Source organism: Roseobacter sinensis (assembly GCF_025755255.1).
Taxonomy (GTDB): domain Bacteria; phylum Pseudomonadota; class Alphaproteobacteria; order Rhodobacterales; family Rhodobacteraceae; genus Roseobacter; species Roseobacter sinensis.
The window spans coordinates 141,137-155,625 of sequence record NZ_JALIEB010000002.1 but is presented as its reverse complement, the minus strand read 5'-3'; the positions used below and the strand labels follow the sequence as shown (position 1 = coordinate 155,625).

Here is a 14,489-nt window from a genome sequence, read left to right as displayed (position 1 = left end):
CTTCCAACCAAACGCGACATGCCGAAGAAGGACGCTTATGCCCATTCTCACCACACATGCAGGTTCCCTGCCACGCAGCCAGAAGGTCGTGGATTTCATCTTCGCCCGTGAGCACGGCACACCCTATGATGCCGCCGAGTTCGACGCGGCGATGACCGAAGCCGTCTCCGACACCGTCGCCAAGCAGGTCGCCGCAGGCGTCGGCGTGGTCTCCGACGGCGAGACCTCCAAGATCTCCTACGCCACCTACGTCAAGGACCGCTACACCGGCTTCTCCGGCGACAGCCCGCGCAACGCGCCTGCCGATTTGAAGAAATTTCCAACCTTCCTCAAACGTCTGGCCGATGACGGTGGCACACCTCAATACGCGCGGCCCATGTGCACCGGGGAGGTGCGCTCGAAGGGCCAAGGCGAGCTGCAGAAAGACATCGCGAACCTCAAGGCGGCAATGGCCGAGCACGGCGCGCAGCGCGGCTTCATGAACGCCGCGTCCCCCGGCGTCATCTCGCTCTTTCTGCAGAACGATTTCTACCCCACGCGCGACGCCTATCTCGCCGCGCTTGCGGATGTTATGCGCGAGGAATACCGCACCATCGTCGACGCCGGGCTCGATCTGCAACTCGACTGCCCGGATCTGGCCCTCTCGCGTCACATGCTCTTCAACGATCTCTCCGACGATGACTTCCTCAAGATCGCGGCCACCCATGTCGACGCGCTGAACCACGCGCTGGCGGACATCCCGCAGGAGCGCGTGCGTGTGCACATCTGCTGGGGCAACTACGAGGGCCCGCATGTCTGCGACATCGGCATGGAGAAGGTCTTCGACACCTTCATGTCGATCAAGGCGCGCTATCTGCTGTTCGAGACGTCGAACCCGCGTCACGCCCATGAGTGGGTTGTCTTCCGCGATCGCAAGGCAGACATTCCCGATGACCGCGTTCTCGTTCCGGGCGTGGTGGATACAACGACGAACTTCGTCGAACACCCCGAACTGGTGGCCCAGCGGCTGGAGAGGTTCATGCAGATCGTCGGCAAGGAGCGTGTGATCGCGGGGTCGGATTGCGGGTTCGGCACATTTGCAGGATTTGGCGCGGTCGACCCCGAGATCGCCTACGCCAAGCTGGAAGCGCTGCGTGACGGGGCTGCGCTGGCCGGAGCACGGTGATGGAGGATGCGCTGCTGGACCTTCTGCGTCGCGTGGACACACCCACGGTCTGCAACGCCATCGAGGTGGCGCAGGGCAAACGCGGCTTCAACGCCTTCACCCGCGGCACGATGCTCTGTTCCGCGACGGGCGAGGCGATGGTTGGCTATGCGCGCACGGCCCGGATCCGGGCGGTCAGCCCGCCGCAGGAGCCTCCCGACGTCATCAAGACCCGCCGAATGGCCTACTACGCCTATATGGCGAGCGGCCCGCGCCCCGGTGTGACGGTTGTGCAGGACATGGATGGCGCAGAGGCCATCGGGGCCTTCTGGGGCGAGGTGAATACCAACATTCACAAGGCCTTCGGCCTGGCGGGCGCGCTGACGAATGGTGTCATGCGTGATCTGGGCGATCTGCCAGAGGGGTTCCCGGTGGTCGCCGGCTCCATCGGTCCGAGCCACGGGTTCGTGCATGTGCTCGATTTCGGCGTGGAGGTGGAGATCTTCGGGATGCAGGTGGCCCCCGGCGCGTTGGTGCACGCGGATCGTCACGGTGCGGTGGTGATCCCGGATGACATTGTGCCGCGGCTCAGCGAAGCCATTGCCACGCTGATGCGATCCGAGAAGATTGTCTTCGATGCGGTGAAGGGCAAGACGCTGGGGTTCGAAGAGTTCGAGGCCGTCTGGGCCGCCTTCGAAGCGGCGCGAACCTAGGCAGGTCGTTTCCGACGTCCTTGGGGGCCGACAGGGAGACGTGAAGCGCCTAACGCATCGCTCGACCCTTGGGGGAGTAACGCGTCTTCTGAGTGGTCCGTTGGAAGTGGGCTTTCCTCTGTGCGGTTGGCAAAATTGTCCTTCAGGAGGAGGTGTGGCGACTGTCTCCCGCAGTTGTCAATGGATGCGCCACCTCATCCAGCCTCGTTGGTGGCCGCGCGAGATGGCGACCGATGCCGTGCCGGTCACCCGGGGCGGGACATCTTTGCCGTGCATGGCCTCATGTCCGATCTCCGGCCTGTTGTCTTCAGAGCGCAAAAATTGCCCTTGGAGTGCCGAGCCAGACAAGCTTTGGGAAAAATGGCATGTTTTGCCCGTTTGATCCTCAAAGCCGGCCGCGCTATCGGCCAAACACCGATGCACTGCCGACGTGGATTTTCCAAGAAAACACGGGCTCCCGCGCGGTCGGTCCATCGGCGACATTTTCGCTTTGTACTACTCCGCAGCTTGTACGTTCAGTCGCGGGGCGCCGGTGCACCGCCTTCGAAGGCGTTCCCCTGCACGTAGTCGCAGGGCGCCTCCTGCATTTCCAGATGCAGGCCGTCGCCGGTGTAGGGGTGCGCGCGGGCAAGATCTTCGTCCACTTCGATACCGAGACCCGGCGTTTCGGGTGCGGTGACGAATCCCTCCTCGACGCGGATGCTGGAACGGATCAGCGCGTCATGGAATGGGGTTTCGATGGTTTCGGCCATCAGCAGGTTGGGAATGCAGGCCGCGAGCTGGATATTGGCCGCCCATTCCACCGGCCCGGCATAGAGGTGCGGGGCCATCTGCGCAGTGTAGGCCTCGGCCATCGCGGCGATCTTCCGACATTCCCAGATGCCGCCGGCGCGGCCCAAGGCCGGTTGCAGGATGCTCGCAGCCCCGCTGCGCAAAACCGGGGCGAACTCGGCCCGGGTGGTCAGACGCTCGCCGGTGGCAACGGGGATGCGGACGGCTCGGGCGACCTTCGCCATTTCCTCGACCGTGTCCGGCGGGATCGGCTCCTCGAACCAGAGCGGATCGTAAGGCTCCAGCGCGCGGCCCAGCCGGATCGCACCCGCTGTGCTGAACTGCCCGTGCGTGCCAAAGAGCAGATCGGCCCGGTTGCCGACCGCCTCGCGGATCGCCTTGCAGAAGGCCACTGATTGCGCGATGTCGCGCATCCCCGGCATATGCCCGCCGCGCATCGTGTAAGGCCCGGCGGGGTCGAACTTGATGGCCGTATATCCCCGCGAGACGCAGTCGCGCGCGGCTTCCGCCGCCATCACCGGCGCCGTCCAGAAGGCGGTCACGTCATGATGCGGCAGCGGATAGAGGTAGGTGTAAGCGCGGATGCGGTCGTTCATCTTGCCGCCCAAGAGCGCCCAGACAGGACGCCCGCGCGCCTTTCCGAGAATGTCCCAGCAGGCGATTTCGAGCCCCGAGAAGGCACCCATGACTGTCAGGTCCGGACGTTGCGTGAAGCCCGAGGAATAGACGCGGCGGAACATCTTCTCGATGTTTTCGGGGTTCTCCCCCGCCATGTGGCGCGCAAAGACATCGCGGATGACAGCCTGCATCGCCTCCAGGCCCACGGAGGCGGCGTAGCATTCGCCCCAGCCCGTGATCCCGTTGTCTGTCGTGAGCTTGACGAGGATCCAGTAGCGCCCGCCCCAGCCCGGCGCGGGAGGTGCTGTGACGATGATGTCCAGATCTGTGAGTTTCATCCCGGTTCTCCCCACGCGGTGGCCCGAAGGCCCACCGTACCTGTCAGTTGCGGCTATTGGTCGAAGACAATCACGTTGCGCCGTGCGGCACCCGATTTGGTATTCGCAATCGCCTCGTTGATCTGATCGAGCCGCCAGCGGCCAGAAATGAGCTCGTCAAGCTTCAGCCGCCCCTGGGCGTAGAGGTCGACCATCCAGGGGATGTCCCGCTGGATCACCACGTCTCCCATCTTGGAGCCCACCATGCCCTGGCCAACCGCGGCAAAGATCACCGGCTCGTAGGTGGAGGTGGCACCGGAATGCGGCATGCCCACCATCACGACCTTGCCGCCGTAACCGAGATAGCGCGGCGCTTGATCATAGGCGGGAATGGCGCCTACGGTCACAATCGCCGCATCGGCGCCGCGCCCCCCCAGTGCTGCAAAGGCGGCCTGCCAGGGTTTGGGCTCGGTGGCGAGGACGCCATGGGTGGCGCCGAAATCCTTAGCGATCTCGAGCTTCTCGGCGCTCATGTCCACGGCGACGACGCGCCGTGCGCCCGCGATCCGTGCGCCCTGTATGGCGTTGAGGCCGACACCGCCCGCGCCGATCACAACGACGTCCTGGCCCGCCCGCAGGCCTGCTGCGTTGACGACGGCCCCAACCCCGGTGATCACCCCGCAGGCGATCAGGCTGGCCGCGTCTTTCGGGATCTCGGGGTCGATGCGCACGACCTGGCTTTGCGACACAACCACTTTCTCGGCAAAGGCGCCGCAGGCCATCGCCTGATGCAGCTTCCCGCCCGCGACCGTGGTGATTGGCCCGGCATCGCCGTCATACGGTGTCTGGCAGAGTGTCGGCTTCCCGCCGGCGCAGTTTCCGCATGTGCCGCAGGCCCGGATCAGCGTGACAACAACACTGTCGCCGAGGGCCAAACCGGTGACCCCGCTGCCGAGGCCGCTGATCACACCCGCCGCCTCGTGGCCGTAGACGGCGGGCAACGACCCCCCCCAGGCGCCATCGGCGTAGGAGATATCGGAATGGCAGATCGCCACTGCGCCAAGGGTCACTTCCACCTCATCTGTCTCTGGCGCGCGCAGGTGAATATCCTCGATCTCGAGCGGTGCGCCGAAGGCGTGGCATACTGCGGCTTTGATGGTCTGCATGGCGAAGCGATCTTCCTGGTCAGCGCTGTTCGGCGCAGGGTGCCTGCATCTGTCGCCGAGACGCAAGGCGCAAACCGACATTGCGTGTCGCTGTCATCCGATGCCCCCGACTGACCGTCGCCTGCGCGGCGCGCGCAGGAAGACGGTGAGACCGGCCAGGATCAGCAACGCGGACAACACGAAGGGCGCACCTGGCAGGTAGAGTGGTGCATCGGCGTCGGTGAAAGCGGCGAATGTGCCGGTCATCATCATCGGCGACAGGATCATCGCAAGCGCCATGATCGAGGTCAGCGCCCCTTGCAACTCGCCCTGCGCGTCGCGCCCCACGGCTTTCGACATGATGCCCTGAAGGGCTGGCGTGATGACCGCGGCAAGTGCCGCGAGCGGCGTCAGGATCAACGCCAGGGTGCCGCTGGTCACGAAGGCGAGCGCGAGAAAGGCAGCCGTGTCGAAAAGATGGCCATAGATGACCGTGCCACGCTCGCCCAGGATACGCAGCACCGGGCGGATCAGCCCGCCCTGGACCACGGCCATCATGATCCCGAAGAGCGCAAGGCTGAGCCCGATGGTCGCCGGGTCCCAGCCAAAGCGTTCCTTGCCGAAGTAGGCCCAGATCGCCGGGTAGACCATGAAGGCCACCTGGTAGAGGAAGAAGACGATCAGAAGCGGCCCGACGCCCGGCAGGCGGCCCAGCTGGCGGAAGCTGCCGAAGGGGTTTGCGCGGGTCCAGCGAAACGGGCGGCGGATCTCGTCGGTGACCGTTTCCTTCAGCACCACGTAGCCGAAGAGCGCGTTAAGCGCGGCGAGGCCGGCGGCGGCGTAGAAGGGCGCGCGCGTGCCGTATTCGCCCAGCAGACCGCCAAGGAGCGGGCCCAGCACAAAGCCCATCCCGAAAGCCGCGCCGATCAGGCCGAAGTTTGCTGCGCGTTCCTCTGGGTCGGAGATGTCCGCCATATAGGCGTTCGCGGTGGCTTGGGTCGCGGCGGTGATGCCGCCGACAATGCGGCCCAGCAGCAAAAGCAGGATGCTGCCGGCGACGGCCATTACCAGATAGTCCAGCGCCATGACGACCAGCGAGGTCAGCAGCACGGGCCGGCGGCCGAAGCGATCCGAGAGCCCGCCGATCACCGGGCCGAAGACAAACTGCATCACCGCAAAGGTCGTGGAGAGCACGCCGCCCCAGAGGGCCGCTGTGCCCAGATCGGCACCACGTACCTCCTGGATGAGATCGGGCATGACCGGAATGATCAGGCCGATGCCCATCGAATCGATCATCACGGTGAGCAGGATAAACAGAACCGCTGGGCGCATGGGGTTCAGAGCGCCCGGACGCGGGCTGTGAACGCCCGTGCGTCTGCGGGCGCCTGGCCAAGCTGTGCCTCGGCCTTGAAGAGTCCGGCGGGCAGATCGGCATGCTGCCGCGCCGCGACTTTAGCCAAGGGTGTGCGCGTCTCGACGGCCTCACGGCACAGTGCTTTCGTTGCCGCCTGCGCCTCGGCCCGGGGCATCCGTTCGGCCAAGGCAAAGCTCAGTGCTTCGGCGTGGGCCAGCCCCAAGCCGCCTTCGATGTTCTCGGCCATACGTCTGGGTACGGGCTGAAGGTCTTTCACAACCGCGATCGCCTGTTGGAGGGAGGCGGCAGCGCTCAGTGCAATCTGCGGCACCAGCATCCATTCCGCGAACCATGCAGCGCCATCGCGCTGGTGGTTGTGCACCGAGGCGGTCTGAAGGCCACTCATAAACCCACCCGTCTGATGCGACAGGGCCACCAGCACCGATGCCGCGACTGGGTTCTGTTTTTGCGGCATCGTGGAGGAAGCACCAGCCATACCAAGTGTGACCTCACCCGTATCGCTCGCCGCAAGTCCGATCAGGCTCTGTCCCATCGTCGCGAGTGCGGCGGTGATCTGCGCCATCCAGGCTGCGATGCGCAGCAGTGGTGCGCGATCCGTGTGCCAGCTGCGGCCAGGGTCGTGCAGGCCAAGCCCCTCCGCCAGTGCGGCGCGCAGGGCAGGGGCCCGATCGCCCAGAGCGGCGCTCGTGCCTGCCGCGCCGGACAGCGACACCCAAAGGCTGCTGGCCCGCAGCGCGTCGAGCGCGATGAGCGCGTCCAGCAAAGGTCCGCCCCAGCTTGCCAGAACGGCCCCCCAACTGGTTGGGGTTGCGTGTTGTCCATAGGTGCGGGCTGCCATTGGCAAAGCGGCATGGGCCTCGGCCTGATCCGCGAGCGCGCCAAGCAGGCGCTTCAGATCGGCCTCGGCCAGCGCCAGCACCTGGCGCAGCCGCAGCATCAGCCCGGTGTCGATGATGTCCTGCGATGTTGCGCCCCAATGCACATATTGCGCGTGCTCCGGAGCACTCATCTCGGCGCGGACGGCGGCGACCATGCCGGGCACGCTCACCCCGTTCTGGCCGGTGGCCTCGGCCAGCGCGCCAGGGTCGATCTGGATCTCCAGGCTTGCGCGATGGATGGCGGCCGCGCTGATGTCGGGGATGATGCCCATTTCGCCCTGCGCCTTGGCCAGCGCCCCCTCGACCAACAGCATCGCCCGCAGCGCGGCACTGTCGGAGAACAGCCGGCCGGTCTCTCCTGTCGGGAAGAGCTGCGCATGTAGCGGGCTGTCGAAAACGCTGGCGGCCACGGATCAGCGCACCCTAGACATGGCCGGTATCGCGCAGGAACTGTGTCAGCACCGCAGCGTACTCCTGCGGCTGCTCGACACAAGGCAGATGCCCGGCCTTTCGGATCACATGGCAGTGGCTGCCGGGGATCAGATCCGTCGTCTCGCGCACCAGGTCGGGCGGGGTCGAGCCATCTTCGGCCCCGGCAATCCCCAACGTCGGCAAGCGCAGGCTGGCCGTCGTGGTGTAGAAGTCGGTGCCCGAGATCGCGGCAGAACAGCCGATGTAGCCTGCGTCCTCCTGCCGGGTCAGCATGTTGCGCCAGAGCTCCAGCTCGGTCGTGGCCCGGAAGTCCTTGGAGAACCACCGCTCCATCACCGCATCGGCCAGAGCCTCGATACCGCCCTGTCGCACCGCCTCGATCCGCTCCGACCACATCTCGGGCGTGCCGATCTTCGCTGCCGTGTTGGAGAGCACCATCGCCCGGATCAGATCGAGCCGTTTGACCGCGAGCCCCTGAGCGATCATGCCGCCGATGGAGAGCCCGACAAAGACGCAGTCGCGCACGCCCAGATGATCAAGCAGCGCTTCGGTGTCGGTGATCAGCGCGCCCATCGTGTAGGGGGCGGGGGGGCAGGTCGAGAGGCCATGCCCGCGCTTGTCGAAGCGGATCAGGCGCAGCCCGTCCGGCAACAACGGCAGGACCGGATCCCAGAGCCGCATGTCGGTGCCCAGCGAATTGGCAAAGACCACCGGCGGCGCGTCCGCGGGCCCTTCATCGCGGTAGTGCAGGCGGATATCTCCGAGGTCGAGCATCCTCATGCGGCATCTCCCCGGGTCTGCTGGCTCTGAGGCTGCATCGCCAGCGCGCGCTGGAACACATCCGGATCCACATTGCCGCCCGAGATGGTGACAATCACGTCCGCGCCGGCGATCTTGTCGGCGTGAAACAGCGCGGCGGCCAGCGCCACGGCCCCACCGGGCTCCGCCACGAGTTTCAGCCGGTCGAAGGCCAGCGCCATGGCGCGCAGCGCTTCGTCTTCGGTCACCGCAAAGCCGGGCCCGGCGAGCCGCTTCAGGATCGGGAAGGTCAGCACCCCGGGCTCCGGTGTGATGATCGCGTCGCAGAGGCTGCCGGACAGCCGGGCATTGCGCTGGACCTCACCAGCGTCCAAGGAGCGTGCCACATCGTCGAAATGCTCCGGCTCGGCGGTGCGGACGCGAAGGCCCGGGGCTGCCTCTTCGAGGGCCAGCGCGATCCCGGAGGAGAAGCCGCCCCCGCCGCAGCAGACGATCACATCGGCCTCGGTGACGCCAACCTCGCTGGCCTGCGCGGCGATCTCCAGGCCGGTGGTGCCTTGCCCGGCGATGACTTGCGGTTCGTCGTAGGGCTTGATGAGCGTGAGGCCGCGGTCGGCGACGATCTCGGCGCCGATGGCGTCGCGGTCCTCTCCGCCGGCGCGGTCGTAGAGCACGACTTCGGCGCCCAAAGCCCGCGTATTGCCGATTTTCACGGCAGGCGCGTCCTGCGGCATGATGATGACGGCAGCCACGCCGTGGGCCCTGGCCGCCAGCGCCACCCCTTGCGCGTGATTGCCGCTGGAAAAGGCGATCACACCGTGGGCGCGCTCTGCCTCTGACAGCGCGGAGACGGCCGACCAGGCGCCGCGAAACTTGAAGCTGCCGGTATGTTGCAGACACTCTGGCTTGATCCAGACCCGGCGCCCCGCAATCTCATCCAGAAACGGTGACGACAGCAGGGGGGTCCGGCGAGCATGGCCCTCGAGGCGGGTGGCGGCGGCTCTGATCATGTCGATGTTCATCACTGCTCCCTCATCGCATCGCGTCGATCCAGGTCTGCAACGCGGCCACCGCCTCGGGTTCGTCGAGGAAGGGGATATGCCCGCGCCCGTGCACTGTGACCGCGATCATGTCGGGGCGCCGGCGCTGCATCTCCAGAAAGGTGGCTTCACTCAACAGGTCGGAGGTTTCACCGCGGATACCAGCCAGCGGCAGGCCCTCGAGCGCATCGAAATAGGGCCAGAGGTCAGGGGCGGCTTGCGCCCCGCCCGCCTCCACCGCCGAGCGTAGATGCGGATCATAGGTGATCTCGAGGCCCGCTTTGGTCTGGGTGAAATGCTTCTCGGCCTCCTCCATCCAGCGGGAGAACGGTACGTCATGAAACCCGGTATAGGTCTTCTCCATGGCGCGCGCGGCATCCACAAGCGTCTTGGCCACCGGGGCGCGACCAAGATAGCCGGAGATGAAGGCAAGCCCGGCTGGCTCGATCACCGGGCCGATGTCGTTCAGGGCGACGCCCAGCAGCCGCTCCTTCGCCGCCATGGCAAGCCCCATCGCGTTCAGCCCGCCCCGCGACGTGCCGAGGACCGCCACCTGATCGAGCCCCAGATGATCGAGCAGTTCGAGGACGTCGCGGCCCTCAACGGGCAGGCTGTAGTTTTTCCAGTCCTTGTCCCAATCCGACTTGCCGCGCCCGCGGTAGTCGAGCTTGATCAGCCGCACATCGCCCAGATGCGGCGTCACATAATCGAAATCGCGGGTGGTGCGCGTCAGCCCGGCCAGGCACAGAACGGGCAACCCGTTGCCTTCGTCAGTGTAGTGGAGCGACAGCTTGTCGGAGGTGCGGAATTTGCTCATGCGCCCCCCACCAGGTCCGGGATGCCCGTGAGATCACTGAGGATGTGTTCGGGTGTCCATGGCAGGCGATCAACCGGATCGCCGCCGCGGTTCACCCAGGCCGTGGTGAACCCGTAGCCTGTCGCACAGCCCGCGTCCCAGCCATTCGACGAAATGAAAAGCACCTCCTCCGGGTCAGTTCCGAACCGCTTGCCAACCAGATCATAGACCCGGGCGTGAGGCTTGAAGACGCCGACGCTCTCGACCGACAGCGTGTCATCCAGCAGCGTCTCGATCCCGGCCGATGCGACAGCGCTCCGCAGCATGTCAGGCGATCCGTTCGAGAGGATCGCGGTGGCCAGCCCCTGCGCCTTGATCCGCTCCAGCATCTGCGGCACTTCCGGGTAGCATTGCAGTTCGCGGTAGAGGGCGAGCAGCCGGTCGCGCAGTGCCGGATCGCCGTGCAGCCCGGTTTTCTCCAGGGCCCAGTCGAGGCCGTCCTGCGTGACCTGCCAGAAGTCGCAGTGATCGTCGGTAACGGCGCGCAACCAGGTGTATTGCAACTGCTTCAGCCGCCAATGCTCGGCGAGGGCCGGCCAGCTCTCCGCCAGCTGTGCGAACTCCGGCGCACCGGCGGCTTGGCGGGCGGCCGCGGCCACGTCGAAGAGTGTGCCATATGCGTCAAAGACACAGGTCGTGATCGGCATAGGCGGCCCTTTCTGAAACCTCTTGCGTCAAGACTGTCACGCCCGCGTCCGGGCGAAAAGGCCCAATCGCAGAGATTTTCAGCTTTACTTGGGCAGGCACCCCGGGCAGGTTGGCGCGGTCTCAGGAGTACCTGCGCGGAGCGCGCGGCCTCGCACATCCATTCCCAAATTGATGATCGGAGCTTTTATGACCCAGGTGAAAACGGGCGATACGGTGGGCATTCACTATACCGGAACGTTGGCCGACGGCACCACGTTCGACAGCTCCGAGGGGCGGGACCCCTTGCAGTTCGTGGTCGGTTCGGGGCAGGTGCTCTCGGGGCTCGATGCGGCCCTGCCGGGTATGGGGCTGGGCGAGAAGAAGACCGTCGAGGTGGCCTGTGCCGACGCCTATGGCCCGATCAACCCGCAGATGCGGCAGGCGGTGCCACGCGAAGGCATCCCCGACGATGTACCGCTCGACATCGGCACGCTCTTGAACGTTGAGACACCGGAAGGGCAGGCCATGCAGGTCATGGTCGTTGCGGCGGATGACGCCACGGTCACGATCGATGCGAACCACCCGCTCGCGGGCCAGGATCTGAGCTTCGATATCGAGGTGATGTCGATTTCGGAAGAGTGAACGCGCAGGTCAGCCGCCGCTGTCGTCGGGGCGGTTGATCGGGGTGCGCGCCACAGGCAGGCCAGCGAGCTTGGCATTCAGCTCCGCCGCTTTCTGCAAGGCCGCGTCTTGCAGTTGCTGGGCGTCCTCCGCCCGGAAATCGCCAGCCATCATCGCAGAGACAATCGGCGTGATCTCGTCGAGCCCGCTTTGCAGCTTGGGTTGCAGCGCCGGGTCGGACCACATGGCCGCGGCGAAGGCGGCACCGGTCACCGGCATCAGCAGCCAGGCATAGAGACGGGCGCGGGCCGCCCGCCGGATGTAGCGCGCCTGACGCAGCGTGCGGGAATCGACGTAAGTAAACATGCCTCCCTGCTAGCGGTGGAATATGGCATCAGTGGGGCGCGGTGCGGGCTCTGCCGCGTCAGAGATGCTCGACCTGCGGCATGCCAAGCACGTGATAGCCGCCGTCGACGCGGATGATCTCGCCGGTTGTGCACGCCCCTGCATCCGAGACCAGATAGACGGCTGTCCCACCGACGGCCTCCAATGTCGCGTTCGAGCGCAGCGGGGCGTTCTGGTCAGTGAACTTGTAGGTCCGTCGCGCGCCGCCGATGGCGGCTCCGGCCAGCGTCTTCATGGGCCCGGGCGAGATCGCGTTCACGCGAATGCCCTCGGGGCCGAGATCGTTCGCCAGATACCGCGTTGCACTCTCCAGCGCGGCTTTGGCCACGCCCATCACGTTGTAATTCGGCACAACCGTGTTGCTGCCCTGATACGTGAGGGTCAGCACCGTGCCACCGTTCTCGACCATCAGCGGATGCGCGCGCCGCGTGACCTCGACCAGCGAATAGGCGCTGATGTCCATCGTCCGCTTGAAGTTCTCGCGACTGGTATTGAGGAACCGGCCGGTGAGTTCGGCCTTGTCGGAGAAGGCGATCGCATGCACGAGAAAATCGATGGTGGGCCAGCGCGCGCCCAGCTGCTCGAACGCGGCGCTGAGCGAGGCATCGTCGGTGACATCCACATCGACCATGAAATCCGAGCCAACGGACTCGGCGAGCGGCTTCAACCGCGAGCCGAAAGCGTCGCCCTGGTAGGTGAAGGCCAGCTCCGCACCGGCCTCGGCCATGGCCTTTGCGATGCCCCAGGCGATGGAGCGGTCGTTTGCCACGCCCATGACGAGCCCGCGCTTTCCGTTCAATATTCCAGACATGAGCCCTCTTACCCGAGATACTTCGACAGGATCATCGACCCGTTGGTGCCGCCAAAACCGAAGGAGTTCGTCATCACGGAGTCGAGCCCCGCGTTCTCAACCAGGTCCGTTGCGATCTCCGACGCTTCGAACGCCGGGTCGAGCGTCTCGACGTTGATCGAAGGTGCGATGAAATCCTCCTTGAGCATCAGCAGGCAGTAGATCGCCTCCTGTGCGCCTGCCGCGCCCTGGCTGTGGCCGGTCATGGATTTGGTGGAGCTGACCGGCGGCTGCGCCTGGCCTTGAAAGGCGCGGCGCACGGCCTCGATCTCCGGCTGGTCGCCTGCCGGGGTCGACGTGCCATGCGCATTGATGTAGCTGACACTGCGGCCCTCGGGCAGGGTGTCGAGCGCCAGTTTCATTGCTCGCTCGCCGCCTTCGCCGGAGGGGGCCACCATGTCGTGACCATCCGAGGTCGCGGCGTAGCCGGTGACTTCTGCGTAGATCTGGGCGCCTCGTGCCAGCGCGTGATCGAGCGCCTCCAGCACCACGATGCCCCCGCCGCCCGAGATGACGAAGCCGTCACGGTTCTCATCGAAGGCGCGCGAGGCCTTGTCCGGCGTGTCATTGTACTTCGACGACATCGCGCCCATGGCATCGAAGAGGCAGGAGAGCGTCCAGTCGAGCTCTTCTCCGCCGCCTGCGAACATCACATCCTGTTTGCCCAGCATGATCTGCTCTGCCGCGTTGCCGATGCAGTGCAGCGAGGTCGAGCAGGCCGAGGTGATCGAATAGTTGATGCCCTTGATCTTGAAGGCCGTCGAGAGGTTGGCGCTCACGGTCGATGACATGCACTTCGGCACCGCGAAGGGCCCGATGCGCTTGGTGGCGCCGCTACTCTTCACGACCTCATGCGCGGTCAGCATCGCGCTTGTCGAGGGCCCGCCCGATCCCGCCACAAGCCCGGTGCGCGGGTGCGATATCACATCCTCACCCAGCCCTGCATCCGCAATCGCCTGGCTCATCGCGATGTAGGCATAGGCCGCGCCTGGCCCCATGAAGCGGAGGGTGCGCTTGTCGATATGCTCTTTCACGTCGAGCTTGAGCGTGCCGGCCACCTGGCTGCGAAACCCGTGCTCCGCCATCTCCGGGCTCGCCACGATCCCGCTGGTGCCGGATTTCAGTGACGCCAGAACCTCTTCGGCGGTGTTCCCGATGGATGAGACGATGCCCAACCCTGTCACGACGACGCGGCGCATGGCGCTCTCCTTCATGTTCTCAGTTCACCTGCCGAGCGTTAGCTTTCGGAAAGGGCAACCTTCATATCCGTGACCTGATAGATGGTTTCCCCATCCGCTTCCACCCGGCCATTCGCGACCCCCATTGTCAAGCGCCGGGTCTGCACGGCTTTTGTGAAATCCACGTAGTAGGTTAGCATCTTGCGGTCGGGTCGCACCATGCCGGTGAGCTTCACTTCGCCGACGCCGAGCGCATAGCCGCGTCCCTGCCAGCCGCGCCAGCCCAGATTGAAGCCCGTGAGCTGCCACAGACCGTCGAGGCCCAGGCAGCCCGGCATGATCGGATTGCCGGGGAAGTGGCAGTCGAAGAACCACAGATCCGGCGTGATATCGAATTCGGCCACCACATGCCCCTTGCCATTTGGCCCGCCGTCTTCTGAGATGTCGGTGATCCGGTCCATCATCAGCATCGGCGGCTCGGGAAGCTGCGCGTTCCCCGGCCCGAACAGCTCGCCGCGCGCGCATTTCAGCAGGTCGTCCTTGTCGAATGTGGTGGCGTACTGGCCCATATCGGCGCCTCTCCTGCTCGGCATTCTTTTTCGTCAAACTCCTCTAGCATCGCGTTCGCGGCCTTCGCAAGAGCGTGGGCCACGGCGGCCGCAGCCGCGCAATCCGGCACGTGCGCGTGACCAAATCGCCGAAATCCAATTGAAAACACCCCCTCTTGCGCCTTATATGA

15 protein-coding genes are annotated in these 14,489 nt (G+C 65.5%); 3 read left to right on the top strand and 12 right to left on the bottom strand.

Translation table 11 applies throughout. From position 1 onward, the window contains the following. Positions 1–37 precede the first annotated feature (37 nt). Positions 38–1,165 (top strand): cobalamin-independent methionine synthase II family protein, encoded by a 1,128-nt coding sequence (locus MUB52_RS03650; RefSeq protein ID WP_263842834.1) that lies wholly within the window; start codon positions 38–40, stop codon positions 1,163–1,165. Then, a complete protein-coding gene (locus MUB52_RS03645; protein WP_263842833.1) occupies positions 1,165–1,857 on the top strand; it encodes an RraA family protein in 693 nt (230 codons plus the stop codon). Before MUB52_RS03650 ends, MUB52_RS03645 begins: the two co-directional genes overlap by 1 nt. A gap of 515 nt (positions 1,858–2,372) precedes the next feature. Here the strand turns inward: MUB52_RS03645 and MUB52_RS03640 are convergent. The 8 genes from MUB52_RS03640 to MUB52_RS03605 all read right to left on the bottom strand — a co-directional run bounded on the left by MUB52_RS03640 (position 2,373) and on the right by MUB52_RS03605 (position 10,716). Next, positions 2,373–3,605: a mandelate racemase/muconate lactonizing enzyme family protein gene (locus MUB52_RS03640; protein WP_263842832.1), complete on the bottom strand. Its 1,233-nt coding sequence runs from the start codon at positions 3,603–3,605 to the stop codon at positions 2,373–2,375. Between the two features lie 53 nt (positions 3,606–3,658). Next, complete coding sequence (locus tag MUB52_RS03635) at positions 3,659–4,750, bottom strand: zinc-binding dehydrogenase (RefSeq protein WP_263842831.1); 1,092 nt, start codon at positions 4,748–4,750, stop codon at positions 3,659–3,661. A 93-nt stretch (positions 4,751–4,843) separates the two neighbouring features. Beyond that, positions 4,844–6,061, bottom strand: a complete 1,218-nt coding sequence (locus MUB52_RS03630; RefSeq protein ID WP_263842830.1) for a TCR/Tet family MFS transporter — start codon at positions 6,059–6,061, stop codon at positions 4,844–4,846. Between the two features lie 5 nt (positions 6,062–6,066). Further along, positions 6,067–7,392: a lyase family protein gene (locus tag MUB52_RS03625; RefSeq protein ID WP_263842829.1), complete on the bottom strand. Its 1,326-nt coding sequence runs from the start codon at positions 7,390–7,392 to the stop codon at positions 6,067–6,069. 13 nt (positions 7,393–7,405) lie between these two features. Further along, positions 7,406–8,194 carry a 3-oxoadipate enol-lactonase gene (gene pcaD, locus MUB52_RS03620; protein ID WP_263842828.1) on the bottom strand — a complete coding sequence of 263 codons (789 nt, stop codon included), beginning with the start codon at positions 8,192–8,194 and terminating at the stop codon, positions 7,406–7,408. Further along, positions 8,191–9,195, bottom strand: coding sequence for a threonine ammonia-lyase (locus MUB52_RS03615; protein WP_263842827.1), 1,005 nt, complete (start codon positions 9,193–9,195; stop codon positions 8,191–8,193). Before MUB52_RS03615 ends, pcaD begins: the two co-directional genes overlap by 4 nt. Before the next feature lie 10 nt (positions 9,196–9,205). Then, positions 9,206–10,030, bottom strand: coding sequence for an alpha/beta fold hydrolase (locus MUB52_RS03610; RefSeq protein ID WP_263842826.1), 825 nt, complete (start codon positions 10,028–10,030; stop codon positions 9,206–9,208). Then, a complete protein-coding gene (locus tag MUB52_RS03605; RefSeq protein ID WP_263842825.1) occupies positions 10,027–10,716 on the bottom strand; it encodes a haloacid dehalogenase type II in 690 nt (229 codons plus the stop codon). The genes MUB52_RS03610 and MUB52_RS03605 overlap by 4 nt, the downstream gene beginning before the upstream one ends. A gap of 187 nt (positions 10,717–10,903) precedes the next feature. Between MUB52_RS03605 and MUB52_RS03600 the strand changes: the two genes are divergently transcribed. Continuing rightward, positions 10,904–11,338: an FKBP-type peptidyl-prolyl cis-trans isomerase gene (locus MUB52_RS03600; RefSeq protein WP_263842824.1), complete on the top strand. Its 435-nt coding sequence runs from the start codon at positions 10,904–10,906 to the stop codon at positions 11,336–11,338. Between the two features lie 9 nt (positions 11,339–11,347). Here MUB52_RS03600 and MUB52_RS03595 read toward each other — a convergent pair whose 3' ends face one another. Genes MUB52_RS03595 through fabA form a run of 4 tightly spaced genes read right to left on the bottom strand, consistent with a single transcriptional unit; the run spans position 11,348 to position 14,319 of the window. After that, positions 11,348–11,683 (bottom strand): hypothetical protein, encoded by a 336-nt coding sequence (locus MUB52_RS03595; protein WP_263842823.1) that lies wholly within the window; start codon positions 11,681–11,683, stop codon positions 11,348–11,350. Positions 11,684–11,741: 58 nt separating this feature from the next. Then, on the bottom strand, positions 11,742–12,533 hold the full coding sequence (locus MUB52_RS03590; RefSeq protein ID WP_263842822.1) for an enoyl-ACP reductase FabI: 792 nt from the start codon (positions 12,531–12,533) through the stop codon (positions 11,742–11,744). 8 nt (positions 12,534–12,541) lie between these two features. After that, on the bottom strand, positions 12,542–13,771 hold the full coding sequence (gene fabB / locus MUB52_RS03585; protein ID WP_263842821.1) for a beta-ketoacyl-ACP synthase I: 1,230 nt from the start codon (positions 13,769–13,771) through the stop codon (positions 12,542–12,544). A 38-nt stretch (positions 13,772–13,809) separates the two neighbouring features. Next, on the bottom strand, positions 13,810–14,319 hold the full coding sequence (gene fabA / locus MUB52_RS03580) for a bifunctional 3-hydroxydecanoyl-ACP dehydratase/trans-2-decenoyl-ACP isomerase (RefSeq protein ID WP_263842820.1): 510 nt from the start codon (positions 14,317–14,319) through the stop codon (positions 13,810–13,812). Positions 14,320–14,489: the final 170 nt, after the last annotated feature.